Origin of the sequence: Pantoea sp. XY16 (assembly GCF_025153065.1) — a bacterium.
GTDB lineage: Bacteria > Pseudomonadota > Gammaproteobacteria > Enterobacterales > Enterobacteriaceae > Pantoea > Pantoea alfalfae.
In genome coordinates, this window is the sequence record NZ_JANZNP010000014.1 from 81,569 (window position 1) to 105,622 (window position 24,054).

The following is a 24,054-nucleotide window of genomic DNA, read 5'->3' on the forward strand; positions in this document are numbered from 1 at the left end:
GCAAATCGGCAGATCTGCATTCAGTTAACGTAACCGTAATGACGCTGCTGGATCTGTGCCGATGAAATCATGTCATTGCATCATAAATAAGGCAGCCATCGGGGCGGCCTTGTGGTTCTCGCGGAAACGTAATCATCGGCTCAGCAGTGACATAAGCGTAATGTTCAACACAGGCATCGATGATTTTTTAGCGCGCAGGTTTAATGGCACTCACCACGCAGTTTCCAGTGAAGCCAGTGATCCAGCGCTTCTTCGTTTAATGGCTTCGAATAGAAATAGCCCTGGGCCTGATCGCAGCCATATTCTGTCAGGGATGTCACGGCGTCAGGACACTCAACGCCCTCTGCCACCACCGTATAGTCCAGCTCTTTGAGCATGGCGATGATGCTACGGGCAATAATGCGTGAAGCCGTATCTGAAGAGAGCTCACTGATCAGAGAGCGATCCAGCTTGATAACATCCAGCGGCATACGACGCAGATAGCTGATATTGCTGTAGCCTGTGCCAAAATCATCGAGTGAAATCGTGAATCCCCGTTCTCTGAGCATCTCCAGTCCGCGAAGAGCGGTGGGGCTTTCAAGGATGCGCTCTGTCTCCAGACATTCGATGCCCAGCAGCGAGGTCGGAAGCTTAGACTTCAGCATTTTGCTTTCCAGCGCGGAAGCAAATCCCTCGCATGCAAAATCGCGCACGCTGACGTTTATGGTTAATGGCAATTGAATACAGTTATTACGCAGTCGTCTGAGACGTTCAACGGCCTGGTCGATAATCCAGGCGGTCAGCACCGAGAGCAGATCGGTCTGCTCGGCCAGCGGAATAAAGGCAGCCGGTGAAAGTTCCCCTCTGCTGGGATGTCGCCAGCGGATGAGCGCTTCCAGGCCCACCGGTTTACCACTCTGCAGGCAAATCTTAGGCTGATAGACCATATAGAGCCCGATGTTATCGCGCAGAGCTGTTTTCAGATCGGTCATCAGCAGGAAATCTTCTGAGCGCTGTGTCTCCGCCTCAATATCAAAACGCTGAGAAGGCAGCCCGCGCCCGACCGCTTCATTCAGCGCGCTCACCGCGCGGCGCAACACTTCCGACGCTGACATGCTGCCGGCAACAAAGCCGGCCTCACCGGTATGAGGCGTCAGTGCAACTGACAGCCCCTCATCCATGTCTGCACTGATACCCTCCAGGCGATCGGCGACCCAGGCTGCACTTAGCCGGCTATCGGCACGAGTCAAGATGGCAAACCGCCCTGTGGCCACAGTGTAGATCATTTCACCTACCGCCGGACGCAGGCGCAGCGGCAGCAGGGTAGCCATATCCTTCAGGAGGCTTTCAACCGGATTCATTCCCATGGTGCGTGCCAGTTCATAAGCACGTGACATGTCGATGCAATCAATCAGCACCAGACGGCGTGGCGTGGTGTCGCCGGCCACAGCCAGATATTGCAAATCACGTATCAGGCGCTGGCGATTAGGCAATCCGGTCACCGGATCGCAAAAACCAGCCGAATGCCAGGCTTCAAGAAAGGACATGACCAGTGTGGAGAGCAGCGTTAATGTCGTCACCTGCTCAACGGCAAATGCATGCGGCTCGGTGTCCGTAACACAGAGCGTGCCCAGAATAATGCCGTCGCGGGTTTTCAGGGGCACACCGGCATAAAAACGAATAAAAGGTGAGCCAGTGATCAGCGGATGCGTGACAAAGCGCGCATCGTGATAGGTATCCGGCACGATCACTGCGCTGTCGCTGTCTACCACATGACGGCAGAGTGAATCCCCACGCGTCGAGCGTTGCAGATCAAAGTTATGTGACGCGCGTACGGTCTGGAATTCGTCATCCAGCACCGAGATAAAGCTTCCCGGGATACCCAGGGCCTGACTGGCTAACCGGACAAATTTTCGCAGAACGTCATCGCGACTTTCGTCAGGGTTGCGCAGTGCCTGCAAAGCACGACTTCGGCGCTCATTGTCGCCGTCTAGATTCTTGAGCATGTGTGTGTAACCTCCGCACCGGCTGATTACGGAGCGAAAAAAGAAAACTGTCCGGAGCGAAATCTGATTCGGGCGGCAGGAAATATAGCGTATTTTTTATTGTCAGCCTGATAATAAGGGAGTATGCGGCGGGTGTCTCTTAATATTTTCTTTAACGCATAAAGGGAATATTAACGATTCGAAAATTTAATCGAAGCGGTGTCTGATTATTTACCTTTTATATTTTCAGCCAGCCACTTCAGCACGTTTAAGCTTCATTTACGGGCAGAAAATCAACAAGCATTCAGGATGGTTAATATTATTTCTAAGTCGGTTTTCATGGGAAACAGCCCAGATGACGGAGGCAGGATCGTTATGCACAGGCTACTCTGCGGGATAACCTCTTCAAACACAACGTAAAAGCCGGGAAGGAACCCAGACCGGCAGAGGTGACCTGTCAGCGTGCTCCCGGCTGATGCAGGCCAATCCACCGTAATGCCGGCGTTAACACAGCGTTTCTGACAGCAATCAGCTTAACGTTTGATGCCATTCAGAGATTGAGCCGGGCGACGTGGGGGTGGGTTCTGTTCCAGCCAGTCACGAACCTGTTCGGTTCGTGCGCCGCTTTCACGGATCGCGCGTGTCAGTCTTTCCTGGGTTGTCCTCAGCTCCTGAGTCCAGTAGGTGATTTGCCACTGTTCACGAATTTCCACATGCGACAGATCGTCGGGTGAGCGACGCTGGATGGGATTTTTCATTCATTATCCTCCTCTGGTTTCAATGATGCAGCCTGAACAGGGACCTCAGGCTAAACATCCATCCTGATGAAGAAAGGGGCATTGAGGTAGCGGATTAATCCCTGAATGGTCCTTAAGTCAAATAACAGGATAATTCCTGGCGGAAGAAATAAAGCATTCTAAGGAAATAGGAAAAGCGCTGTCAGGACGAAATATGCCGTTTCGCTTACAGAAAAATTTCGCTTAATTGTTGATTCTGAAATTTGACATTTAAGCAAAATAGTCAATTATTCTCTGGTCTTTTCGCTCTGAGCGCTTTCGGGTCGCTTCGCTTTAATTGCTGGCGAAGCGCTGTGCTTTAGCGGTTTTTATCATGTTTAAGGAGTCTTTGTTTGGTTAATCGTCCCCCCAAGCCGCCTGTGGTTGTCCAGAGTAATGTGCGTGAACTTCGTCTTGCCGCTGGCCTCTCACAGCAGAGCGCCGCTGAGCGTTTTGACCTGAGCCTGAGAGTCTGGCAAACCAAAGAAGCTGCAGGTAATCCGACGCTACTTAGCCAGGGCGAATATGAACTACTGTTGTTACTGGCGGGTTGTCATCCCCATTTTGTTCTTGCGCCTCAGAGCAAAAAGTAACGGCTCAGTTAATATCCTTAAATTTGTTTCTGTGATAACAGGCCGTACCGTCACGTAAAAAAATTCTATTTAGCCACTTGAAAGCTGACAACCGATCCCTATTTTAACGGTGATCGGAAATATGATACCGGTCAGATGAACTTTTGGATGAACCTGTTCAGGAGATTATCACCATGTCAGTGCAACAGTTTTCTGTTTTCCCTTCGCTGGCTGATTCTGTCTTTTCAGACCGTTTTAGCCGTATCGATAAATTGTTCAGCCAGCTGACTGGCGACAATCCGGTGACGTCAGTTCCCGCTTATGATCTGCAGCGGGTTGAGGATAACCGTTACGCGCTGACCGTCAGCGTACCCGGCTGGAAAGAGCATGAGCTGGAAATAGAACTGCGTGGCGGACGGCTTTCCGTAGCAGGTCACCGGAATGATGCATCAGAGGAATCGTCTGGCGAGACCCGGCAGGAGAACAGCAGCTGGATCCATCGCGGCATTTCCCGGCATGATTTTCAGATGAGCTTTACTATTCCGGAGCACATGAAGGTGACCGGCGCCAGTCTGGCGGACGGTTTACTCAGCATTGATTTGATCCAGGAGATACCGGAGAGCGAGAAACCGCGCCGCATCCCGATTGCAATCGGCGGACCACGAACGCTGGAACATCAGTAATGTGAACAGGGCGGAAGCGGCTCAGGCTGTTTCCGCCTTTTTTAACTGCCGGCAGGGCAGAAGATCAACCGCGTCAGGCGCTGGCAGACATCGGGCAAACGGATGAGTGCACGCCAGTATTTGTTCCGGTCAGCATAATGGGCTCACCCGCCTCAAGACGGGAGTGAAATGCCGCCTTCATCGATACACTGATACCATCGCCACACCACATCAGATGATGCTCAAAACGGCGATGCGCCACGGCGGGAACACCGCGTGTGGCCGCGGCGACTTCAACCCGAAAGCCCTGTCCGTTGAGCCGTATCGCTTCCATCCAGATCTCGGTTTCATCCGTCACGCTGACCGCTTCAAGAAACAGCGGTATGGTGTTGCGTCGCCGTGCGGCCAGCGACAGGCTCTCCCACTGGCGGATTACGGCAGTATGAAAGCGCTGCTGACGCTGGGCTGCTCCTTTACTGAGGTCAGAACGCAGCCAGAGGTTGAGCGGCCGCAGATAGCGGTTAACATAATCATCGCCACAGTAGTCGGTATTCATCATCTGTAGTTCACGTTCAACATCTGCGTCCGGATTGTTCGCCAGCAGTTGCAACATATCCTCTTCCCGGCAGGCCCAGCCGCCAGGCAGCGTGACGTTGGGACAGTTAAGGGCAGCATGGATATCAAACAGCGTATGGCCTCCTGATGTCATTTCACGAACGCAGAGGGCGCGCGTAAGCTGCTGATCTGAGTAGCCAGCAGGGCCAGGCGGTGTGAGCAGCCCGGCACGGCGCCAGCGACGCAGAGTTTCAGGAAGAACACCGACGAGACCACATACGGTGTCGGTAGAGTGCTGAGGCATAGTTGATATCCGTGAAGCGTAACGCCCCCCGATCGGGGAAGATGGCCGCAGTATGCACGCCAGAAATAAATAAAGAAACAATCATTTCCATAATCTGTGCCCGCGACTGGTGCGGAGATGGCGTGGAGTAAACGCACATACGGAGAAGAGCGCTGATGGGCAGGTGCCGGGCGCAGAGACGCCCGGCGATGAAGAACGCTTTACCAGTGGTACTTGTTGGAATCTTCCCACTCTTTCACTTCTTTTTCGGCACGGTCTTTCTCGTAGCCGTAGCGTTCCTGAATTTTACCGACCAGCTGATCGCGCTTCCCTTCTACAACGGTCATATCATCATCCGTAAGATCACCCCATTTTTCCTTGACCTTACCTTTGAACTGCTTCCAGTTGCCGCCAATGCGATCTTCGTTCATGGTGAATCTCCCAATTCCGGTTGTTATCCAGGGACCTGATGAATATCTGTCTTGCCAGAAGGCTGTCAGATGAATTAAGCATGGCACAGCTTTTGCTTTTTGCAGCGAAGCGGTGTGAGCCGCTTCAAACTATGAGCAAAAGCGCAGGCAGGGGAATATTTTGCCGGTAAAATTACGGACGTCGTGCAGGCCAGCTCACGGCAGGCAGGGCATTAAGGGCAGGGCGGGCAAACAGAAAGCCCTGGTAATAGCGGACCCCGGCACCTTCCAGCCAGAGCCACTCTTCCATTTTCTCGACGCCTTCCGCAATGACCGTGATTTCCAGCGCATGGCAGCATTTAAGGATGGCCAGCACAATCGCCTGACGCGGGCCGCTACGGTGAATATCGGTAATGAGCTTGCGATCGATCTTAACTTTGTCGGGCTGGAAATCGGCCAGCAGCGACAGGCCTGCGAAACCGGCACCAAAATCATCAAGGGCCAGGCTGATTCCGGCTGCTTTCAGCTGCCGTACAGCAAACTGAAAGGCATCGAAGCGGGAGATGACCTCATCTTCAGTCACCTCAACCACCACCTGCTCAGGGCGCAATCCCTGTTGCCTGATCTGCTGAATGAGATGGTCAACCGCATCGTCGATCACGACCAGCGACATGGGAAGCAGGTTGACGGAAAGGGTCTGCTCCCGCAAGCCGAGATGTCTGGCCAGCTGAAACGCGTAGGTTTTGGAATGGAGATCCGCCTGGTAACGCTCGCCTTCCGGCAGCTGTAAAAAGTAGTCTGCAGGGGATGCGCCCTGAAGACCGCGTATCAGGGCTTCGCAGGAGACAATCCGGCGATTCGCTACGTCTACGATAGGCTGAAGCGCGAATTCACAGCGCTGATCCGCTGCAGGCTGCAGAGGTGGCTGGGCACTGACGGCAAGGGGCGTAGTCAGTGTCCACTCGCTGGCAGGGGCAATCCCGATAAACGTCTCTTTGTCCCTACCCTCGACAAAAGAACGCAGGAACTTCACTACCCGGTCATGTCTGATTCGCTCATCAGTCAGGGTGACCCGTTTAAGCAGGGCTTCCACGACGGTATGTTTCTGATAGTCACGTAAATCAAATAAGGCCATGCCGGCATGACCAAAGCGACGCGCAGGGGCGTAATCTCGCATCAGTTCAATCAGATTAAAATGCCGATCATCCTGGCTGATACGCTGGAAAACCGTATGGACGTTCTCAACGCTCCCTTCAAGCACCTGAAAAAAGTGCAGCCCGTCATAGAGCAGTATCCCGGTGACTTCAGCTTCAGCGTTTTTGATACTGGCGCGCTCCACCAGCGCTTTGAGCTTCTCTGGCGAGACCAAACCCGCAAGCTGGCTACGGTAAATCAGGGTGGAGAGCATAAGCAGCCTCATATGGCAGGAAGTTACTGATTAACCATATCACAGAAATATTGAGGGTTAAGGGCATAACTGCGGCCAATATATCGTTCTGCTTGCGGCATCAAACCGGGCATAGGGCAGGGCAGCACATCAGGAATTAAGCGTACGCATGTCCGATGGTGTTTCAATAATAAACCGGCGAATAAGCAGAGATAAAAGAATAGCCCCCGCAAAAGCGGGGGCGAAGAGCGGACATAGCATATTATTATCACGCAACGACATCCCTGGTGAGGCGCCGGTCATTCGGTTTGTGCCTGATTATTGCGCGCTTTACGTTCTCCTTACCATGCTGAACTGGCGGAATTATTAAGCGGGTAAAATCAGTTTCTCTGATATGTCAGAAAATTGTCATGATATTCAATCAACTGGTTTAGGCTTTTGATAACATCAGGGCAACCATTAAATTACCAGATTACAAATTCTCCTTTTTCCAGTCACAGTCTTGACGTCTTCTGCAGGTTTAACCGGTACGCGTAAACATTACCGTTCTGCAGATTTACTCCGTCTCGACATCGGCGGTATCGGAAAAAGTGCCCCCTTTCGAAGGGGGCAAGGGTAGGAGTCAGATCACTCTGAAACAGAAGTGGATTTCGTTGCAGAGCCATTTAAAGATAGGGCAAAACCGCTGTTATTTCCGCTGCGGTTACTATTTTTTTAGTTAGATATCAAACAATTAAAATGCTTACAATGTAAAATAATGAGTATGATCAATCATTTAATCAGGTATGAAAACGATTACTAAGATTAGGATTAAAGTCCTGATCTGCCTGCGGCTACGGCTACAAATGGCCATAATTCAGGCATCGTGCACCAATGTGAGAGCAAACTTGACCGCCTGACGGATTAATTATACTGTTCATGCATACAGCATTATTTCAAACAGAAGCCGTTGTGGAGTCAATGTGATGTCACAGGATGATGAGATTTGGTATGCATTCAGAGAGGCGATTAGACAGGATGATGCCGGTCAGTTTACCGTCAGCACCCAGGATTTTGTGGCGGAGCTGCAACAGCGCAACGCACCTTATACACTGCGAGCCGCAAATACCTGGATAGAGATGCATATCACGACCTTCAGTGATATCTCTGTTGAGCCTGGAGAGTGCCGGCTGTTTCAGATGCCTGCGGCGCACGATTAATACGCGCCGCAGAACTGAAAATAACACGATAGTGCAGGCATCTCAGCCACTCTGCTCTGGCAGATGCTGACTGAATAGCTTCAGAGCCTGGACGAATGACGACGCCTATCCGGCCGATCCTGGAAGTTAGGATTTGCAGGATAGCTCTTGTCGCAGGCCATACGTGCCAGGTTGAGCGCAACTTTACGTTTTTTAAGCTTTAACTTTGGCAGCCACTCTTTGAACTGTGCCGTCAGCGACGCTGCCTGCTGTTCAGTTGCGACGCGACAGATAAACAGCTTGCTCTTCGTCTGGCGGCTGACATCAATGGCGTAGATTTCAAAGCCAGCACTGCACTCTTCATATTCAACATCCGTAAACTGCATGTGTGGCCAAAGACCGGTTCTGGTTTCAAATGTGGCTAAATCCATGAGAACTACCTTTTTTATTGTAAGCGTTATTGCTGCGCGACAGGCTTAAGCCTGGTCGGGCCAGTGAGCATAGACCAGAATCAGCATTCCGCCAGTGAATTCCCTGATTTAATCTGGCCCTGACACAAATGGTTAAAAACTCAGAGTAGTACCCCCAGCGTATATCCCGCCATGTTTACACGTATCAGTTAATCTGATGTCACGCCCACACTTCGAATTTTCGTCCCCGGTAACGCCTGCTATTCGCAACACTGATGTTGCAGGATCTGTAGCCCTCTCCCGTGGTGTTAACGTGCCTCTCAACAACCATTATCGTCAGCGATCCTGTTGAATTAGCAGGCTAATCATCAGATTCCAACGGACAGCATCTGAAGCCTGATCCTGACCATCGGATTGTGTAAGCAGGCTGGCAAAACTTTACGTTGGGATACGTTGTTAAAGGGGAAAGATGAAATGGATTATTAACTGAGAACGTCGGGAGATAGTTCACTCTGTTACAGATGCAAGGAAAAATAAAAAAATATATCCTCCACGATTGATTAAAGCCCCGCAGACCAAAGCCGATAAAAATAATCCAGTTCAAACCAGGATCACACTTATTTTCTCTCCAGGGGACGTTTATGACTATTACGCAGCGTCTGGTATTGATTTTCTCACTGCTTGCAATGTCACTGATTGCGTTGGTGATTATTTCCTTATCAGTGATTTCGGGCTTTCAATCCCGTTTTGAATATGTACAGATGAACGCGATACCCAGCATTCGTGACCTTAATAAATCGATTAGTGTCACCAATCAGTTAGGGATCGCTCTCTATCGATACCAGAGCATTACCGATGCGACCAAATTTCCTGCGGCAGAGGAACGTATTGAAAATCTGCTTCAGCAGGTTAAGTCATTGAATGATTATTATATGGCTAACGACATCTCAAACGATGAAGATAAAGCCATGACCGAGCAGGCTTATAAAAATCTGGATGATGTACGCAGCGCATTGCCAGCTTTTCTTGCCGCGTCACGCGCTCAGAATGATGCTGTTACGCTTCCGTTACTGCAGAGTGATAATGGAGTAGGTGCTGCAGCCCGTAAAATGGAAGCAGATTTTACCCGCCAGATTCAGCTGAATATTGATATTGGCGAACAGCTCAGGGTTGAGAACAAGCGCATTTATACACAGACGCTGTGGATGATGTCTGGCGGTTCGCTGCTGCTTGTTCTGCTGCTGGCCGGTTTCTCCGCTAAAGTGATCCTCGGCATTAAAAGGAGCCTGTCAGGCATCGTCAACACCATGACGCAGGTGAGCCATACGCTTGACCTGACCCATACCGCTGAAGTCAGCCGTAAAGATGAGATCGGCAAAACGGCGATGGCGTTTAACCAGTTGCTGTCACGCGTTTCCGGCACGCTGCTTTCGGTCAGTCACGCCGCACAGTCGGTCAGTGCCGGATCCACGCAAATTGCTGCAGGTAACGAAGATCTTTCCGCGCGTACTGAAGAGCAGGCGGCATCTCTTGAGCAGACAGCAGCCAGCATGGCGACCCTGAGCGAAACGGTTCGTCAGAACTCAGAAGGCGCGCATCAGGCCAGCAGCCTGGCGAATAACGCCAATCACATGTCGATCCAGAATGGCACGTCAGTGAAGCAGATGCTCAACACCATGGATGAAATCCGCGCCAGCTCCGCCAAAATTTCTGAAATCACCGGGCTGATTGAAGGCATCGCCTTCCAGACCAATATCCTGGCACTGAATGCGGCAGTCGAAGCAGCACGTGCAGGTGAACATGGTCGCGGCTTTGCTGTGGTCGCGTCTGAAGTGCGTAATCTGGCGCAGCGCTCCTCGTCTGCCGCACGTGAAATCAAAGACCTTATCTCAACGTCGGTTTCACAGGTTGAACACGGTTTAGAGCAGGCCAGCGGCGTGGGATCAAACAGTGAAAATGTCCGTCAGGCGATTCAGCAGGTAGCCGATCTGGTCAACGAAATTGCCGCGGCGACGTCTGAGCAGAGCAAGGGCATTGAGCAGGTTCATCAGGCGATTGGCCAGATGGATGAGGTGACGCAACAGAACGCCTCGCTGGTAGAAGAGGCTTCATCCGCCTCTAAATCCCTGCAGGAGCAGGCAGAGACGCTGTCAGGGCTGGTGGCGACCTTTACGCTGGAGAGTAACCAGCGTGTGGCGTCGTCGCAACAGCCCGCTGGTGTACGTCGTCCGGGATTGCCGGCGAAGCAGCCTGAGCGCCACACTATCGACCTGACTCAGGCGAACTGGGAAAGTTTCTGATAGCTGAGCAGTAAAATGATAGCCTCCATACTGTGGGGGCTTTTTTATATCCTTAATTAGCTAAATGAAACAGTGCTAAGCAAAATAAACTTTTAATGAAATCGATTTCATTATTAAAATAACCTGCTGGGATTAACTCTTTCGAGTGAGGTGAGACTATATCGATATTCATGGGGGAAGGTCTCGCCAGGGTTAATAGGATAATGAAAGTTAATTCGATACAGTGCGGATGACTGTTATCGGCGACAATAACATTAACTTGAGTTTCTTTATTTTCATAACGTTGATGCTGAAGTCAGGCTTACGACTAAAAAGGCAGGTATGTGTATTGTTATTTTATGTTATTGATATTTATAGCTATTTATAGATTTGGCTTAGGTGAATGTTGCAGTAAATATCGTCATTTTATTCACTGTAAAGTAACGTATCACAATCTATACTCCTTTCTGTTGCGATATACATTTCTGATATTTTATACGAAACTCCTTCCTTTATAGCAATATTGTGCTGAATGAGGCGCCTCTGGCTATGCAAAAGAAAGGGTAAAAATAATATTACACGAGCAATTTTGTGCACTACTCACCAGCACGCCTCACACATCAGAGCGGAAAAGAATGAAAAAAATACTCGACCGGATTAATTTGCCAGCAAAATTCCTGTTACTGGGCACCTTTGCACTGGTGTTGTTTATTTTACCTACCTTTCTGTTTATTCAGACAGGTAATCAGCTTATCGATACCAAGAATGTAGAGCTATCTGGCATACCGGTTGAGAAAAAAGTCCTGAAACTCCTTAACCTGTTACAGCGTCATCGTGCAGAGAGCGCTATCGCCATCTCCCTTAACAAGCCTGATAACGCACCACGTCTGGCGCTGGTCTCGCAAATCAATACGTTATCCGGAACGATTGCTGACGATCTGCGCAAGGAAGACGAGCAGGCACAACCGCTGAAATCGCTGCAGCGGGTTAATCAGGAGTGGGGTCAGCTGCAGGATGATATCAACGCTGGCAAACTCACGCTGGCAACCAGCCTGACGCGTCACGCCCATCTGATTCAGGTCTTACTGGACACCAATCAGGATGTGCTGGATTTTTATCAGCTTTCGCTGGATGCAGATTTAAATACCTACCAGCTGATCGTCAGCATCTATAGTCGCCTGCCGCTGCTGACTGAAACTCTGGGTCAGATCCGAGCCAATGGTACGTCGCTGATTGCCAGTGGAAATATTTCTGAGGCCGATCGCAGTCGTCTGGCATTCCAGCTTGATAATGGCAGAACCGCGCTGGCACAGTTCAGCAAAAATATGGACAAGGTATTCTTCATTGAGCCGGATCTGAAAACCACGTTCTCCGGTCTGGCAGAGGATGCGAATCAGCAGGCACAAGGCGCACTGCAACTGGCTGATAGTATATTTGTGAGCGGGCACGCCAGTGTGGCGCCGGTTGAATATGTACGGGTGTTTACTCAGGCGATTAACCGCTATGCGGAGCTGGGCGAGCAAACCAGTATCCGCCTGCAACAGCTGATGGAAGTACAGATTGATAAAAGGCGTCAGGCGCAGTATCTGCTGCTGGCAGGTCTGCTGGCCGTCGCTCTGCTGGCCATTTTGGTGGCGGTGATGATCACCCGCTCGGTGACCCGTCCGGTCAAAGAAGCGGTCGAAGTGGCCAGTCGCGTCGCGGCAGGCGATCTGACAGCACAGCTGACGATTTCCGGTAGTAATGAAATGGCTGAACTGCTGAATGCGTTAATGCGGATGCAGCAGCGTCTTGCCCAGCTGGTTTCGGATATCAAAGGTAACGCCGCCACCATTGCTAACTCTTCGGAAGAGATTGCCCGTGGCAATGGCGACCTTTCGTCTCGCACCGAACAGCAGGCGGCTTCATTGGCTGAAACAGCGGCCAGCATGGAACAGCTGGCATCAATTATTCAGCAGAATGCGGATAACACCCGCTTTGCCTCTGATCGCGCAGAATCAGCGACGCAGGCGGCACTGTTAAGCGGCGCGGCGATGGATTCCGTGATGCAGACCATGCACAAAATCCGCGGCAGTTCGGGTCAGATTGAAGAGATCACCTCTGTGATCGACAGCATTGCCTTCCAGACCAATATTCTGGCACTGAACGCCGCGGTTGAAGCGGCGCGCGCCGGCGAGCAGGGCAAAGGTTTTGCGGTTGTCGCATCCGAAGTGCGTGCGCTGGCACAACGCTCCGCCAGTGCAGCAAAAGAGATCAAGAGCCTGATTGAGCAGTCGGTCGGTCATGCGCAGGAAGGGATTGCGATGGCGCAGAACGCAGGCGACAAAGTGAAGCAGAGCGTCAGTGCTATTGAACAGACCTCTCAGCTGATGCGTGATATCTCTTCTTCATCTGAGGAGCAGAGCAGTGGTATTTCTCAGGTCAATATTGCAGTGAACCAGATGGATCAGGTGACGCAGCAGAACGCCGTGCTGGTAGAAGAATCGGCCTCCTCTGCTGATGAGCTTGCCGCACGCGCAGGCCAGTTGCGTACTATGGTTGCGGTGTTCCAGACGGCATAATAGTGTTAAAGCAGCCGCCACCTGTGGGCGGCTGTTTTCTCTCAACGCCTGCTACGCCTGATGATCCCGCAGACAGGCCAGATAGGTCTCTCCCGATCGAATCACTTTCTCTTTCGCCTGCTCACGAATATCCTGACCTTCAAACGCGCCATAAAGCTCCCCGAATGTCACGTCATCAAGCCGATGCAGGATGTCGCCTACTGTGGCGGCTGACAGTGGCAGCATATTCGGGTAGCTCCACATAAATGACACGCCATGCGCACCCGGCGTGACCTGCATGATATCCCCCGCCAGCATTACGCCTCCGCCTTCATCCCAGTGCAGCACGCTGCCACCAGGAAAGTGGCCGCCCAGCCGTAACAGTGTCACCGATGGCATCAGCGCCAGGGATTCACCCTCCCAGAACCGGATATGCGGGCTATCCCGGACAATCCATTGCCGATCGCGGGCGTGCAGATGCAGGGGCGCGTTAAACGCCTCTGCCCACTCCTGCATGGTGGTGTAATAGTGCGGATGTGAAATCGCGATAGCATCAATGCCGCCCAGCGCCGTGATCAGCGTAAAAGTGGCGTCATCGAGGTTAGCAATACAGTCCCAGAGCACGTTGCCGTGTGGCGTACGCAGCAGAAAGGCACGCTGATTAATGGCAAATTCAGGCACGGTTTTAAGGCTTAACAGCGCATCGCTGTGGGCCGTCCACTTATTCGCGTGGCTGGCGCGCAGCGCGTCAAACGCGATCCAGCCCTGACCCGTGGCAGGAACGTACTGACGTTCATCCTCGCAGATTTTGCAATGCTGATGAGAAGACTGGGGCGGATAAGCGGTGCCGCAGGCGGTACATAACATCGTCATGGTGATCTCCTTTGTCTTACTCAAGCTTATGCACACCTGCAAAAACCGCACTTTCCTGACGCAGTTTCGTCACACGATCACCGCTGGCGGCGTAAAGTAATCCGCGTCAGTTCCGATGGACGGCCCAGCCTGACCGCCATGCCGGGCCAGAGTGCCGTGCCGTTATTCACATAGAGCTGCATTCCGCCAACGTGATAAAGCCCGGAGACAAATCCGGCATTGGGTTTAGCAAACAGCCGGTCCAGTCCGATAATCAGACCGCCATGCGTATGTCCTGAAAGCTGCACATCCACGCCCTGCGCCGCGTTCTGGCGGGCATTGCGCGGCTGATGATCCAGCAGGATCACCGGTGCGCTTTCAGGTGCCTGTGCCAGCGCGCGGGCCAGATCGGGGCCGGTCGCATTTCTGCCGGGTGCGGAGGCGTCTGGCAGGCCGGCAATTACCAGCTTTGCGGTTCCGCGCTGAATAACGGTGTGGCTGTTGAGCAGCGGCTGCAGCCCTAGTGAGGCAAGATGTGCTGTCCAGATTGCCTGATGGAAGAAATATTCGTGGTTCCCGGTAATCGCCCATACGCCGTCAGGGGCGGTCAGCGCGCGCAGTGGTGCGACGTCATGACGCCTGTGTTCCAGGCTGCCATCGATCACATCGCCCGTTATCACAATCAGATCGGCGTTAAGAGACATCGCTCGCTGAACCATCGCGGCGGTCCAGGCCGCATTAAACAACCGGGTGATATGCAGGTCGGTCAGCTGCAGCAGCTGATAGCCCTCGAACTCAGCCGGAAGATTGGGCAGGACCAGCGTCACTTCTTTGACCGGCGGCACCCGAATCGCCTGCTGCACTCCAACAGCAGCCAGCACCATCGCCAGCACCGCAGCCAGATAGCGAACACCAGGCACCAGCTCCAGCGGATGCCGCAACAGCAGCGCGATCAGCATGACTGCATCCATCAGCATCTGCAGCAGCGCCAGCAGCAGCACGGTGCTGTACGCCCAGTTAAACAGGATGATGATAATGCGGGGCATTTCTGCCGAGAAAATGCCGCCTGACGTAAAGCGGCTTACCAGCAGATATTGTGAGGCCAGCAGCACCAGTGCTGAGAGCAGGACCTTGATGGCCAGTGGCAGGGATAAGGGAATGATTACGCGCGCAATAACATACCAGCTGGGTAAGCTGAAAATCAGGTGAAACATGGCAGTCTTCCGGTAGGGCGCTAAACGTCAGCGCAGGCAAATATGAGACAATCGTTTATAGAACTGTTTTTCGCACATCAGTGTATACGATGCTGCCGTTCGGGTTACTTCGCGCGGGGTGCTTTACCGGTGATAAAAGAAGCTGAGGGCCGAAAATCTAAAAACAGCGTGACCGGAACACTGGCCACGCTGACAACATTCACTGTCTGGCAGGTCAGACTAGCGAAGCATACCTGAGGTGGTGTGCGTCTCGTCGGTTACCCGCGTCATAGCGATCGGAATACTTTTATAGGCGGGAATGCCGCTTTTCGTATCGTGGCTGTCGAGCGGAACCATCACATTGGCTTCCGGGTAGTAAGCGCCGACTGAACCTGGTGCCATATCAATAATCACGATGGTCAGGTTTTTCATCTGACGCGAGGTGGGATTACCCTCCGGATCCAGTGCCATAAGATCGACACGGTCACCCACCCGCAGTCCTCGTTTCTCTGCCTCTTCGGCATTGATAAACAGCACATCGCGGCGGCCTGTCACGCCCCGATAGCGGTCATTTAGTCCGTACAGCGTGGTGTTGTACTGGTCGTGACTGCGCAGGGTGGTGAGGACCAGATCATGGCATTTCAGCGAGCGGGGATCTTCGTTAATGCCCTGCATCACTTTAAACTGCGCACGACCGGAAGGCGTGAGCCAGACCCGTTCTGATGCGGCGTTATGGAGCCTGAAACCTCCCGGATGCTTAATCCGCTCGTTAAAGTTTTCGAACGCCGGGAACACCGCTTCAATGGCATCACGGATGCGGCTGTAATCGGCGACCATGGCTGACCAGTCAACCACGCTGTCTGGCAGGGTTGCCTTAGCCAGTGAGGCGACCAGCGCGGGTTCAGATTTAAGATGAGGTGAAGCCGGGTTCAGCGAACCGCGCGAGGCATGTACCATCGACATGGAATCTTCAACGGTTACGCTCTGCGCGCCGGTAGCCTGAACATCGGTCTCAGTCCGGCCCAGCACCGGCAGCAGATAGTTGTGCCTGCCGAGTAACAGGTGTGAGCGGTTGAGTTTGGTGGCCATATGCACGACCAGATCTAAATTACGCATGGCCGGGAACGTCACCTGGGGATCGGAGATTGCTTCTGCCAGGTTACCCCCCAGACAGAGCAGCGCTTTAGCTTTGCCATCGCGCATGGCCTTAATCGCCTCCACCGCGCCGTGACCATGCTTTTGCGGCGGCCTGAAACCAAACACCTTCTCAATACCATCCAGTAGCGACTGCGGCGGAATCTCAGTGATGCCTACAGTGCGGTCGCCCTGCACATTGGAGTGTCCACGTAACGGACAGATACCTGCGCCCGGCTTACCGATATTGCCGCGCATCAGCAGCAGGTTGGCGATTTGCTGCACGTTCTGGGTGCCATACTGGTGCTGGGTAATCCCCATGCCATAACAGATGATGGTCCGTTCGGCGCTGGCATACAGCCGGGCGATATGCTGGATCTCCTCGCGCGCCATGCCAGAGACTTTCAGGATATGCTCCCAGTCGGTGCTCTCCAGGTCGGCCTTGAGGGCATCAAAACCTTCTGTGTGCTCCCTGATAAATGCGTCATCAATGACGCCGGGTTTGCCCTGGCTCAATGCCTCCTCGTGCATAGTGAGCAGGATCTTCATCACGCCTTTGAGCATTGCCGCGTCGCCGCCAACCCGCACTTTGTAATAGGTCGACGCCAGCTCAGTAGAGCTCATTGACAGCATTTCAATCGGACTTTGCGGCGAGGTAAAGCGTTCCAGCCCGCGCTCACGCAGTGGGTTTATCGCCACGATAGTGGCCCCGCGTTTAGAGACTTCACGCAGCGTGCCGAGCATGCGCGGATGGTTGGTGCCAGGGTTATGACCGATACAGAGCACCAGATCGCAGTGGTCAAAATCCTCCAGCTCTACCGTACCTTTACCAACGCCAATCGACTCCGGTAGCCCGACGCTGGTCGGTTCGTGGCACATGTTTGAACAGTCCGGGAAGTTGTTGGTGCCATATTCGCGGGCGAACAGCTGCCACAGGAACGCCGCTTCATTGGAGGCGCGGCCCGACGTATAGAACTCCACGCTATCGGGATCGTCATAGCTGCGCAGATGCTCACCAATCTCCTGGAACGCCGTTTCCCACTCAATGGGCTGATAGGTGTCGGTAGTGGCATCGTACTTCATGGGATGGGTCAGCCGTCCTTCTCCCTCCAGATGCAGTGCGCTGCGCTCCCACAATTCAGTCACGGTATGCGCAGCAAAAAAGTCTGGCGTGGTGCGCTTGCTGGTGGCTTCCCACGAGACGGCTTTCGCCCCGTTTTCGCAGAATTCAAAAGATGAGGCGTGTTGCGGGTCTGGCCAGGCACAGCCCGGACAGTCAAAGCCCTGCGGCTGGTTGACTTTAAACAGGGCAATCACATCCTGCTTTACTGACATCTGGCCGCGGATAGCATCGGCAACCGCCTTTAGTGCGCCCCAACCACCGGCAGCACCCCCATAAGGGGCGATGCCATTTGTGCGATTTTGCTCTTTCATAATGCTCCACATTGTCTCTATTGTTATCGGCTAAGCCTGGTACATAAAAAGGAACAGCAATGTGGATTGTGGCTATTATTCATCAAAATTTTTTCTCAAAATGTTTCGGCAGGGATCCTGCACTCTGTTTTTCTGGTATGAAATAAGAGGGAGGGTCAGGTGATAATAAACGAGACGGTACTGCGTTATCATCAGGGTAATTTATCAGAGACTGAAAGGTTACTATGACTGGTAATAAAACGATGGCAGGTAAATGGTTGTTATAGAAGGCTGATAATCTGATAGCGAGCCTGAAGTATTTAATTTCTTAGGGGGAAAGTCATTACGGTTAATATTTCTACCTGTACACTAAAGCGGAAAAAATATTCACAACGGCAGTGTTGGTGTAACGGGATCCGGGCACAGGAAAATATAACAGATCGTTATTACCGCACAAATTAACAACCCGCTCTGGTATTTAAAGTATCGTTCTGCAGGTATCTGTTCACATCATGAGACAGCACCGTTGCCGGGCGTTGTTGGCCGATCAGGAGAGGTCTGTACGATCGCCTCGTGTTGTCGGATGAGAAATCACAATAAACTCCACTGGCGCATCGCTGTTATTTCTGGCCTGGTGTTTAGCGTGTGGCGGAATTTCGATTCCCTGTTGCGCACTGATATCATGCACTTCGCCCTCCAGCTCCATCGACAGTACGCCCTGAAGAACAAAGAAAAACTGCCGGGATGAAGCATGATAGTGTCTTTTCTCACGGGTGGCGGGCGGCATTTTTTCATGAATGACTAACATATCTTTGCGGTTTATCAGATACCAGCCATCGCACCCGTCTCCCCAGACATAATGTTCTGCATTCTCTTTTGAAATCATCGTCCTGCGCCCTGATTGTTGTTGTAAGGATTCAAACCCCGGCTAACTATACAAGGCCAGGTTGTTGACGCTCAAATTTTAGTGTTGGTAATAACCTCAATGGATTTTTGGCTGTGGTGGTAACCTAATCGATCATGACCCGCCAATGGCGTGTCATAGATTGAGCGGTGCACGCCTGACAGGCTGTAACGGAGGATGAGATATGCACTGGTTTAATCAGGACAGATTTGACGTTCGCCTTGAGTGGGGGACAGCAGCAGTCCGTTACGCGGCAAAGAATGTGGAGTGTATCGTGATCGTCGATGTGATGTCTTTCTCCACCTGTGTCAGCATAGCGGTCGATAATGGCGCACAGGTTTATCCTTACCCCTGGAAGGATGCATCTGCCATCGGTTTTGCAAACAACATCGGCGCACGGCTCGCCAGCTTCGACAGATTATCTGACAGGGACGGTTTTAGTCTCTCGCCTGCGTCGATCAGGAAAATAGCAGAGGGCGAGAAACTGGTACTGCCGTCTCCCAATGGATCAGCGATTTCATTCCTGGCCCGGGATGTGGATACGGACGTCACCGTATTCAGCGGTTGCTTCAGGAACCTCTCGCAGACTGCAATGGCCTGCCGGGACTTTAAACGCATTCTGGTTATCCCCTGTGGGGAGCGCTGGCCCGATGGCACGTTTCGGCCGGCCACAGAGGACTATGCTGCAGCCGGTGGCATTATTGCGGCAATCGGGCATGACCGTTGCTCCCCGGAAGCAGCAGGTGCGGTTGCCGCCTGGCAGCAGCTGAATCTATTATCTCTTCGCGAATGCGCTTCAGCGCTGGAACTTCAACAGCGCGGATTTCAGGAGGATGTCGATCTCTGTCTGGATCTGGATAGCGCGCAGTGGGCCTGTCAGTTGCAGGGTGATTTTTATGCGGCAGGTTCGTAACGAGGCTGAGCCTGTCAGCGCATTGTTGTCCTGACAGGCTCAAAAATTAAGCGGTTACTTCTTCTTATTCAGCATCGACTTCAGATCGGCAAAGGGATTGTAGGTCGCCTCACCAACATCTTTTTGTGCATCCTCGCCTGCGACCACGCGGGTGCCATACTGGTCAGCTTCGGTGTACTTCGAGTGCTCATGGTCGTGACAATAGAGACACAACAACTCCCAGTTGCTGCCATCTTCCGGATTATTGGTGTGGTCATGATCAATATGGTGAACCGTCAGCTCGCGCAGATTTGAATAAACAAATTCGCGTGAGCAGCGCCCACACACCCACGGATAGATTTTAAGTGCTTTCTCACGGTAGCCGCTTTCCAGCCGCGAATAGTTTTTAGGGATCAGAGCCATGGCATTGATTACCTGTTTTGCAGAGGTGTTCACGATAGTGCAGACACTATATCCCACAACGGAACCAGAGGAAAAATCATCCTGTTACGCGGGAAGGCGGGCTGACAAGCTCAAAGCGATAACCGGCAGCTACCCGCTACTAAAAACTTAACCTGTTGCCAGCGCTAGCCCTGCCTATCAGCAGGATAACGCCAGAAACATGAAGATTTACCGCTTTGCTTAAAATTCCGCGCTAAATGTAATGCCGGATGCCATAAACTGCCCAGAAAATCGCGTTGGCTCCCAGATAAATCCAGCACCCCCAGTAGGCAATGGGTTCGCGTCGGGTACGGAGTTTGGGCAGAAAGATCAGTAAATAGAGTGCAGAGGCGATAAGCGAAACGAAGTAGAAAAATTTCATTGTTCTCTCCTGATTGATATCCTTTTTTCAGGATAGTCAGGGATGACTATTTTGCTCAGTTCATCATCAGATTCGTTCTACACCGATGTTTTTAGCAATCACACCGGATATGACCCGATCAGGCCGCTACAAAATAAACTGGCGGCACCGCGTCGCGATCAGCCCGGTTGAGGAAAAGATCATGTCAGGATGTTTAACCGGATGTGACAACCTATAATCAACGCAGTTTGTTGACCTGCAGGAATGCAGGTTTTACTCCCGCCCCACAGGATGAGATCCCGCTGATGTTTTCTCGCTTTTTTATTTATCGTCCCGTGTTCGCATGGGTTGTTGCCATTTTAATTATGCTGCTTGGTGCGCTTTCCATCACCCTGTTGCCGGTTGAACAATATCCTGATGTTGCACCGCCCTCGGTAAATATCAGTGCGACTTACACCGGTGCCTCTGCGGAGACGCTGGAGAACAGCGTCACTCAGGTGATTGAGCAGCAGCTGACCGGGCTGGATAATCTGCTCTATTTTACCTCCAGCAGCAGCTCGCAGGGGAATGTGTCGGTCACCGTCACTTTCAGTCAGGGCACCGATCCGGATACCGCGCAGGTGCAGGTGCAGAACAAGGTGCAGCAGGCGCTCTCGCGTCTGCCCAGCGAGGTGCAGCAGCTTGGCGTCACCGTGACCAAATCACAGTCGAACTTCCTGCTGGTGATGGGGCTGTATGATACGACAGGTAAAAGCAACAGCACCGATATCGGCGACTGGCTGGTCAGTAATATGCAGGAGCCGCTTGCCAGGACTGAAGGCGTCGGTGACATCCAGGTGTTTGGCGGCCAGTATGCGATGCGCATCTGGCTCGATCCCTTCAAGCTAAACTCTTATGCGTTGCAGCCCTCTGACGTGTCGGCAGCAATACGCTCGCAGAACATTCAGGTTTCAGCCGGTAAAATCGGCGGCCTTCCATCACCTGACAATCAACAACTCACGGCCACGGTCAGAGCGCAGTCACGGCTGCAGACGCCGGAACAATTTCGCAACATCATTGTTAAAAGTGATAAAAGCGGCGCCATCGTGCGGGTAGGGGATGTGGCGCGGGTAGAGCTGGGCGGCGAATCTTATGACATGACCACCCGACTCAACGGGCATCCTGCGGCGGGTGTCGGCGTAATGCTGGCACCGGGTGCGAATGCGCTGGCCACGGCGACGCTGGTCAAAAACAAAGTTGAAGAGTATCGCCACTCGATGCCGCAGGGCTACGAAGTGGCCTATGCGCTCGACAGCACCGACTTCATCAAAATCTCCGTTGAGGATGTGGTGATCACCCTGATTGAAGCCATCGCGCTGGTGGTGGTGGTGATGTACCTGTTCCTGCAAAACATCCGCGCGACGCTGATCCCGGCGCTGGCGGTGCCGGTCGTGCTGCTCGGCACCTTTGGTGTACTGGCGCTGTGCGGCTATACCATCAATACCCTGACGCTGTTTGCGATGGTACTGGCTATCGGGCTACTGGTGGATGATGCGATCGTGGTTGTGGAAAACGTCGAGCGCATTATGCATGACGAAGCTTTGCCGGCGCGTGAGGCAACGGAAAAGTCGATGAAGGAGATCTCCGGTGCGCTGGTGGCTATCGCGCTGGTGCTTTCCGCTGTCTTTCTGCCTATGGCCTTTTTTGCCGGATCAACCGGCGTGATCTATCGGCAGTTCTCCGTCACTATCATAGCCGCCATGACCTTCTCTGTGGTGGTGGCGCTAACCCTGACGCCTGCGCTGTGTGGCATGCTGCTGCGGCCAACAGCACCCCATCGCAAAGGCTTCTTTGGCGGGTTTAACCGCTTTTATGCTGCCACCGAGCGTCAGTATCGTCATAAAGTGGTGAAAACGTTGCGTCGTCCGCTAATCATGGTGTCACTCTACGCCGCAATGGGCGTGGTGCTGTTTGTGATGTTCACCCGACTGCCAGGCAGCTTCCTGCCGACCGAAGATCAGGGCAGCATTATGCTTCAGGCGACGTTGCCTGCGGGCGCAACCGCCAGCCGCACAGAGGCCGTTAATCAGCAGATTGTTGACTGGTTCCTGACGGAAGAGAAACAGAACATTGATGTGGTCTTCACCATCAACGGCTTTAACTTCAGCGGTGCGGCGCAGAATGCCGGTATGGCGTTTATCAAACTTAAAAACTGGGACCAGCGACCCGGCAGTGAGAACTCTGCCGAAGCGATTGCCGGACGCGCCACCTATGCGCTTGCGTCGATTCGGGATGCGCAGATCTTTGCACTGACACCGCCGTCGGTGCCGGGGCTGGGACAGAATAATGGCTTCACCTATGAGCTGCTGGCCAGCGGTGGCACCACGCGTGAGCAACTGGGTAACCTCCGCGATCAGCTGTTGCAGAGCGCCGCGCAAAGCCCGGAACTGATCGGCGTGCGGGCGAATATCCTGCCACAGACTCCGCAGCTGCAGATTGATATCGATACCAGTAAAGCGGTGGCGCTGGGACTTCAGCTGGATGATGTGACCGACACGCTGACCAGCGCCTGGGGCGGAGCTTACATCAATGACTTTATTGATCGTGGCCGGGTGAAACGCGTTTATCTGCAGGGCGATGGTCAGTATCGCTCCGCGCCGTCGGATCTGGATAAGTGGTACATCCGTAACAGTGAAGGCAGCATGACGCCGTTCTCAGCATTTGCTTCGACCCGCTGGACCATGGGACCGGAAAGTCTTAACCGCTACAACGGCTCTGCCTCGTATGAAATTCAGGGTCAGAACGCCGAAGGGTTCAGCTCCGGTGATGCCATGAACACCATTGAGCGGCTGGCCAATGAACTACCGGCAGGCACGACGGGCGCGTGGAGCGGACTCTCGCTGCAGGAGAAGCAGGCGGGCGGGCAGTCGACCACGCTTTATGCGATCTCGATTCTGGTGGTTTTCCTCTGCCTGGCTGCGCTGTATGAAAGCTGGTCGGTGCCATTCTCCGTACTGTTAGCGGTGCCACTCGGTGTATTGGGTACGGTGCTTGCCGTGGCGCTGCGCGGATTAAGCAACGATATCTACTTCCAGGTGGCGTTGCTGACTACGGTCGGGCTGACTTCCAAGAACGCGATATTGATTATCGAATTTGCCGAGGATGCAGTGCGTCGGGGCAGTTCGCTGAGTGCTGCAGCGTTACTGGCGGCACGCACCCGTCTGCGACCGATTATGATGACCTCACTGGCCTTTATCGCCGGGGTGATACCGCTGGCGTTGGCGACCGGTGCCGGTGCTAACAGCCGCATCGCCATCGGCACCGGTATCATTGGCGGCACGCTGGCAGGTACCGTGCTGGCATTATTCTTCGTTCCGCTATTCTTTGTGCTGGTGAAGCACTATCTGACCCGGCATCGTGACGCAAAATAATGCTCTCAGCTCGTCTGTCCGACAGGACTGGCGGGCTGAAATCACGGCTCCTCCGGTAAAACGTGCCGTCAGATCCGCTATCCGGGTCGCGCATACCAGAGAGGTGAAAAAGCGTAAAAGTATTTTATGGCAGAGACAGATGAGGGGCGAAAATCGTCGTGGGTTCACTCAGGAGAGATGCCACTCCATGGCGTAAAACGTCCTAAAGCGCTTTATTCAGAATTACTTAGAAGGACGGCGACTAATCTTGCCTCCTTTCCGACCGGCTTCCCTGGCTTTCTCATGATCATTTTTGAAATTGCCCCCACTGACTTTGCCTCCTGCACTGCCAGCTTCACTCGCACGTTCCGGATCGTTGGCAAAATTACCGGCACCACCTCTGTATTTCTGTTGTGTCATAGGAAGACCTCATATCAATGTTCCATTAGATAAAAAGGA

General features: G+C 52.9%; 20 protein-coding genes. 7 read left to right on the top strand and 13 right to left on the bottom strand.

Annotated elements, in window-relative coordinates; genetic code table 11:
• Window positions 1-200: 200 nt before the first annotated feature.
• Window positions 201-1,985: a bifunctional diguanylate cyclase/phosphodiesterase gene (locus N1689_RS18580; protein ID WP_161736649.1), complete on the bottom strand. Its 1,785-nt coding sequence runs from the start codon at window positions 1,983-1,985 to the stop codon at window positions 201-203.
• Between the two features lie 512 nt (window positions 1,986-2,497).
• Window positions 2,498-2,722, bottom strand: a complete 225-nt coding sequence (locus N1689_RS18585; protein WP_013356498.1) for a DUF3606 domain-containing protein — start codon at window positions 2,720-2,722, stop codon at window positions 2,498-2,500.
• A gap of 371 nt (window positions 2,723-3,093) precedes the next feature.
• Here N1689_RS18585 and N1689_RS18590 point away from each other — a divergent pair, with 371 nt between their 5' ends.
• The gene (locus tag N1689_RS18590) at window positions 3,094-3,333 is read left to right on the top strand and encodes a transcriptional regulator (protein WP_161736648.1); all 240 of its coding nucleotides are present in this window, start codon (window positions 3,094-3,096) and stop codon (window positions 3,331-3,333) included.
• Window positions 3,334-3,506: 173 nt separating this feature from the next.
• The gene (locus N1689_RS18595) at window positions 3,507-3,995 is read left to right on the top strand and encodes an Hsp20 family protein (protein ID WP_222925687.1); all 489 of its coding nucleotides are present in this window, start codon (window positions 3,507-3,509) and stop codon (window positions 3,993-3,995) included.
• Window positions 3,996-4,068: 73 nt separating this feature from the next.
• On the opposite strand, the gene N1689_RS18600 is transcribed toward N1689_RS18595, so the two are convergent.
• The 3 genes from N1689_RS18600 to N1689_RS18610 form a co-directional block, all read right to left on the bottom strand.
• A complete protein-coding gene (locus tag N1689_RS18600; RefSeq protein WP_260059727.1) occupies window positions 4,069-4,833 on the bottom strand; it encodes a MerR family transcriptional regulator in 765 nt (254 codons plus the stop codon).
• Window positions 4,834-5,033: 200 nt separating this feature from the next.
• Window positions 5,034-5,243: a CsbD family protein gene (locus N1689_RS18605; RefSeq protein ID WP_010256969.1), complete on the bottom strand. Its 210-nt coding sequence runs from the start codon at window positions 5,241-5,243 to the stop codon at window positions 5,034-5,036.
• A 172-nt stretch (window positions 5,244-5,415) separates the two neighbouring features.
• Complete coding sequence (locus N1689_RS18610; RefSeq protein ID WP_161736645.1) at window positions 5,416-6,630, bottom strand: diguanylate phosphodiesterase; 1,215 nt, start codon at window positions 6,628-6,630, stop codon at window positions 5,416-5,418.
• Window positions 6,631-7,574: 944 nt separating this feature from the next.
• Here N1689_RS18610 and N1689_RS18615 point away from each other — a divergent pair.
• Window positions 7,575-7,808, top strand: coding sequence for a DNA polymerase V subunit (locus N1689_RS18615; RefSeq protein ID WP_260059728.1), 234 nt, complete (start codon window positions 7,575-7,577; stop codon window positions 7,806-7,808).
• Between the two features lie 80 nt (window positions 7,809-7,888).
• Here the strand turns inward: N1689_RS18615 and N1689_RS18620 are convergent, their stop codons facing one another.
• Entirely contained in the window at window positions 7,889-8,218 is a 330-nt protein-coding gene (locus N1689_RS18620) for a hypothetical protein (protein ID WP_260059729.1), read from the bottom strand.
• 620 nt (window positions 8,219-8,838) lie between these two features.
• Here N1689_RS18620 and N1689_RS18625 point away from each other — a divergent pair.
• The gene (locus tag N1689_RS18625) at window positions 8,839-10,497 is read left to right on the top strand and encodes a methyl-accepting chemotaxis protein (protein ID WP_161736642.1); all 1,659 of its coding nucleotides are present in this window, start codon (window positions 8,839-8,841) and stop codon (window positions 10,495-10,497) included.
• A gap of 614 nt (window positions 10,498-11,111) precedes the next feature.
• A complete protein-coding gene (locus tag N1689_RS18630; protein WP_161736678.1) occupies window positions 11,112-13,037 on the top strand; it encodes a methyl-accepting chemotaxis protein in 1,926 nt (641 codons plus the stop codon).
• A 51-nt stretch (window positions 13,038-13,088) separates the two neighbouring features.
• On the opposite strand, the gene N1689_RS18635 is transcribed toward N1689_RS18630, so the two are convergent.
• The 4 genes from N1689_RS18635 to N1689_RS18650 form a co-directional block, all read right to left on the bottom strand.
• Complete coding sequence (locus tag N1689_RS18635; RefSeq protein ID WP_161736677.1) at window positions 13,089-13,889, bottom strand: MBL fold metallo-hydrolase; 801 nt, start codon at window positions 13,887-13,889, stop codon at window positions 13,089-13,091.
• A 77-nt stretch (window positions 13,890-13,966) separates the two neighbouring features.
• The gene (locus N1689_RS18640; RefSeq protein ID WP_253418506.1) at window positions 13,967-15,082 is read right to left on the bottom strand and encodes a metallophosphoesterase; all 1,116 of its coding nucleotides are present in this window, start codon (window positions 15,080-15,082) and stop codon (window positions 13,967-13,969) included.
• A 219-nt stretch (window positions 15,083-15,301) separates the two neighbouring features.
• Window positions 15,302-17,629, bottom strand: a complete 2,328-nt coding sequence (locus N1689_RS18645; RefSeq protein WP_161736675.1) for an FdhF/YdeP family oxidoreductase — start codon at window positions 17,627-17,629, stop codon at window positions 15,302-15,304.
• A gap of 526 nt (window positions 17,630-18,155) precedes the next feature.
• On the bottom strand, window positions 18,156-18,494 hold the full coding sequence (locus N1689_RS18650; RefSeq protein ID WP_161736674.1) for a cupin domain-containing protein: 339 nt from the start codon (window positions 18,492-18,494) through the stop codon (window positions 18,156-18,158).
• Window positions 18,495-18,696: 202 nt separating this feature from the next.
• Between N1689_RS18650 and N1689_RS18655 the strand changes: the two genes are divergently transcribed.
• Window positions 18,697-19,425: a 2-phosphosulfolactate phosphatase gene (locus N1689_RS18655; RefSeq protein WP_260059732.1), complete on the top strand. Its 729-nt coding sequence runs from the start codon at window positions 18,697-18,699 to the stop codon at window positions 19,423-19,425.
• Between the two features lie 54 nt (window positions 19,426-19,479).
• Here N1689_RS18655 and yajD read toward each other — a convergent pair whose 3' ends face one another.
• Window positions 19,480-19,827 carry an HNH nuclease YajD gene (yajD, locus tag N1689_RS18660; protein ID WP_013356513.1) on the bottom strand — a complete coding sequence of 116 codons (348 nt, stop codon included), beginning with the start codon at window positions 19,825-19,827 and terminating at the stop codon, window positions 19,480-19,482.
• A 232-nt stretch (window positions 19,828-20,059) separates the two neighbouring features.
• Window positions 20,060-20,227, bottom strand: a complete 168-nt coding sequence (locus N1689_RS18665) for a hypothetical protein (protein WP_190285975.1) — start codon at window positions 20,225-20,227, stop codon at window positions 20,060-20,062.
• Between the two features lie 284 nt (window positions 20,228-20,511).
• Between N1689_RS18665 and N1689_RS18670 the strand changes: the two genes are divergently transcribed.
• Window positions 20,512-23,616 (top strand): efflux RND transporter permease subunit, encoded by a 3,105-nt coding sequence (locus N1689_RS18670; protein ID WP_260059735.1) that lies wholly within the window; start codon window positions 20,512-20,514, stop codon window positions 23,614-23,616.
• Between the two features lie 222 nt (window positions 23,617-23,838).
• Here N1689_RS18670 and N1689_RS18675 read toward each other — a convergent pair whose 3' ends face one another.
• The gene (locus tag N1689_RS18675; protein WP_009093122.1) at window positions 23,839-24,015 is read right to left on the bottom strand and encodes a general stress protein; all 177 of its coding nucleotides are present in this window, start codon (window positions 24,013-24,015) and stop codon (window positions 23,839-23,841) included.
• Window positions 24,016-24,054 lie beyond the last annotated feature (39 nt).

Excerpts from the sequence above, each read along its gene's own strand:
- N1689_RS18580 (WP_161736649.1), bottom strand. The coding sequence starts at position 1,985 with ATGCTCAAGAATCTAGACGGCGACAATGAGCGCCGAAGTCGTGCTTTG.
- N1689_RS18585 (WP_013356498.1), bottom strand. The coding sequence starts at position 2,722 with ATGAAAAATCCCATCCAGCGTCGCTCACCCGACGATCTGTCGCATGTG.
- N1689_RS18595 (WP_222925687.1), top strand. The coding sequence starts at position 3,507 with ATGTCAGTGCAACAGTTTTCTGTTTTCCCTTCGCTGGCTGATTCTGTC.
- N1689_RS18600 (WP_260059727.1), bottom strand. The coding sequence starts at position 4,833 with ATGCCTCAGCACTCTACCGACACCGTATGTGGTCTCGTCGGTGTTCTT.
- N1689_RS18605 (WP_010256969.1), bottom strand. The coding sequence starts at position 5,243 with ATGAACGAAGATCGCATTGGCGGCAACTGGAAGCAGTTCAAAGGTAAG.
- N1689_RS18610 (WP_161736645.1), bottom strand. The coding sequence starts at position 6,630 with ATGCTCTCCACCCTGATTTACCGTAGCCAGCTTGCGGGTTTGGTCTCG.
- N1689_RS18615 (WP_260059728.1), top strand. The coding sequence starts at position 7,575 with ATGTCACAGGATGATGAGATTTGGTATGCATTCAGAGAGGCGATTAGA.
- N1689_RS18620 (WP_260059729.1), bottom strand. The coding sequence starts at position 8,218 with ATGGATTTAGCCACATTTGAAACCAGAACCGGTCTTTGGCCACACATG.
- N1689_RS18625 (WP_161736642.1), top strand. The coding sequence starts at position 8,839 with ATGACTATTACGCAGCGTCTGGTATTGATTTTCTCACTGCTTGCAATG.
- N1689_RS18630 (WP_161736678.1), top strand. The coding sequence starts at position 11,112 with ATGAAAAAAATACTCGACCGGATTAATTTGCCAGCAAAATTCCTGTTA.
- N1689_RS18635 (WP_161736677.1), bottom strand. The coding sequence starts at position 13,889 with ATGACGATGTTATGTACCGCCTGCGGCACCGCTTATCCGCCCCAGTCT.
- N1689_RS18640 (WP_253418506.1), bottom strand. The coding sequence starts at position 15,082 with ATGTTTCACCTGATTTTCAGCTTACCCAGCTGGTATGTTATTGCGCGC.
- N1689_RS18645 (WP_161736675.1), bottom strand. The coding sequence starts at position 17,629 with ATGAAAGAGCAAAATCGCACAAATGGCATCGCCCCTTATGGGGGTGCT.
- N1689_RS18650 (WP_161736674.1), bottom strand. The coding sequence starts at position 18,494 with ATGATTTCAAAAGAGAATGCAGAACATTATGTCTGGGGAGACGGGTGC.
- N1689_RS18655 (WP_260059732.1), top strand. The coding sequence starts at position 18,697 with ATGCACTGGTTTAATCAGGACAGATTTGACGTTCGCCTTGAGTGGGGG.
- yajD (WP_013356513.1), bottom strand. The coding sequence starts at position 19,827 with ATGGCTCTGATCCCTAAAAACTATTCGCGGCTGGAAAGCGGCTACCGT.
- N1689_RS18665 (WP_190285975.1), bottom strand. The coding sequence starts at position 20,227 with ATGAAATTTTTCTACTTCGTTTCGCTTATCGCCTCTGCACTCTATTTA.
- N1689_RS18670 (WP_260059735.1), top strand. The coding sequence starts at position 20,512 with ATGTTTTCTCGCTTTTTTATTTATCGTCCCGTGTTCGCATGGGTTGTT.
- N1689_RS18675 (WP_009093122.1), bottom strand. The coding sequence starts at position 24,015 with ATGACACAACAGAAATACAGAGGTGGTGCCGGTAATTTTGCCAACGAT.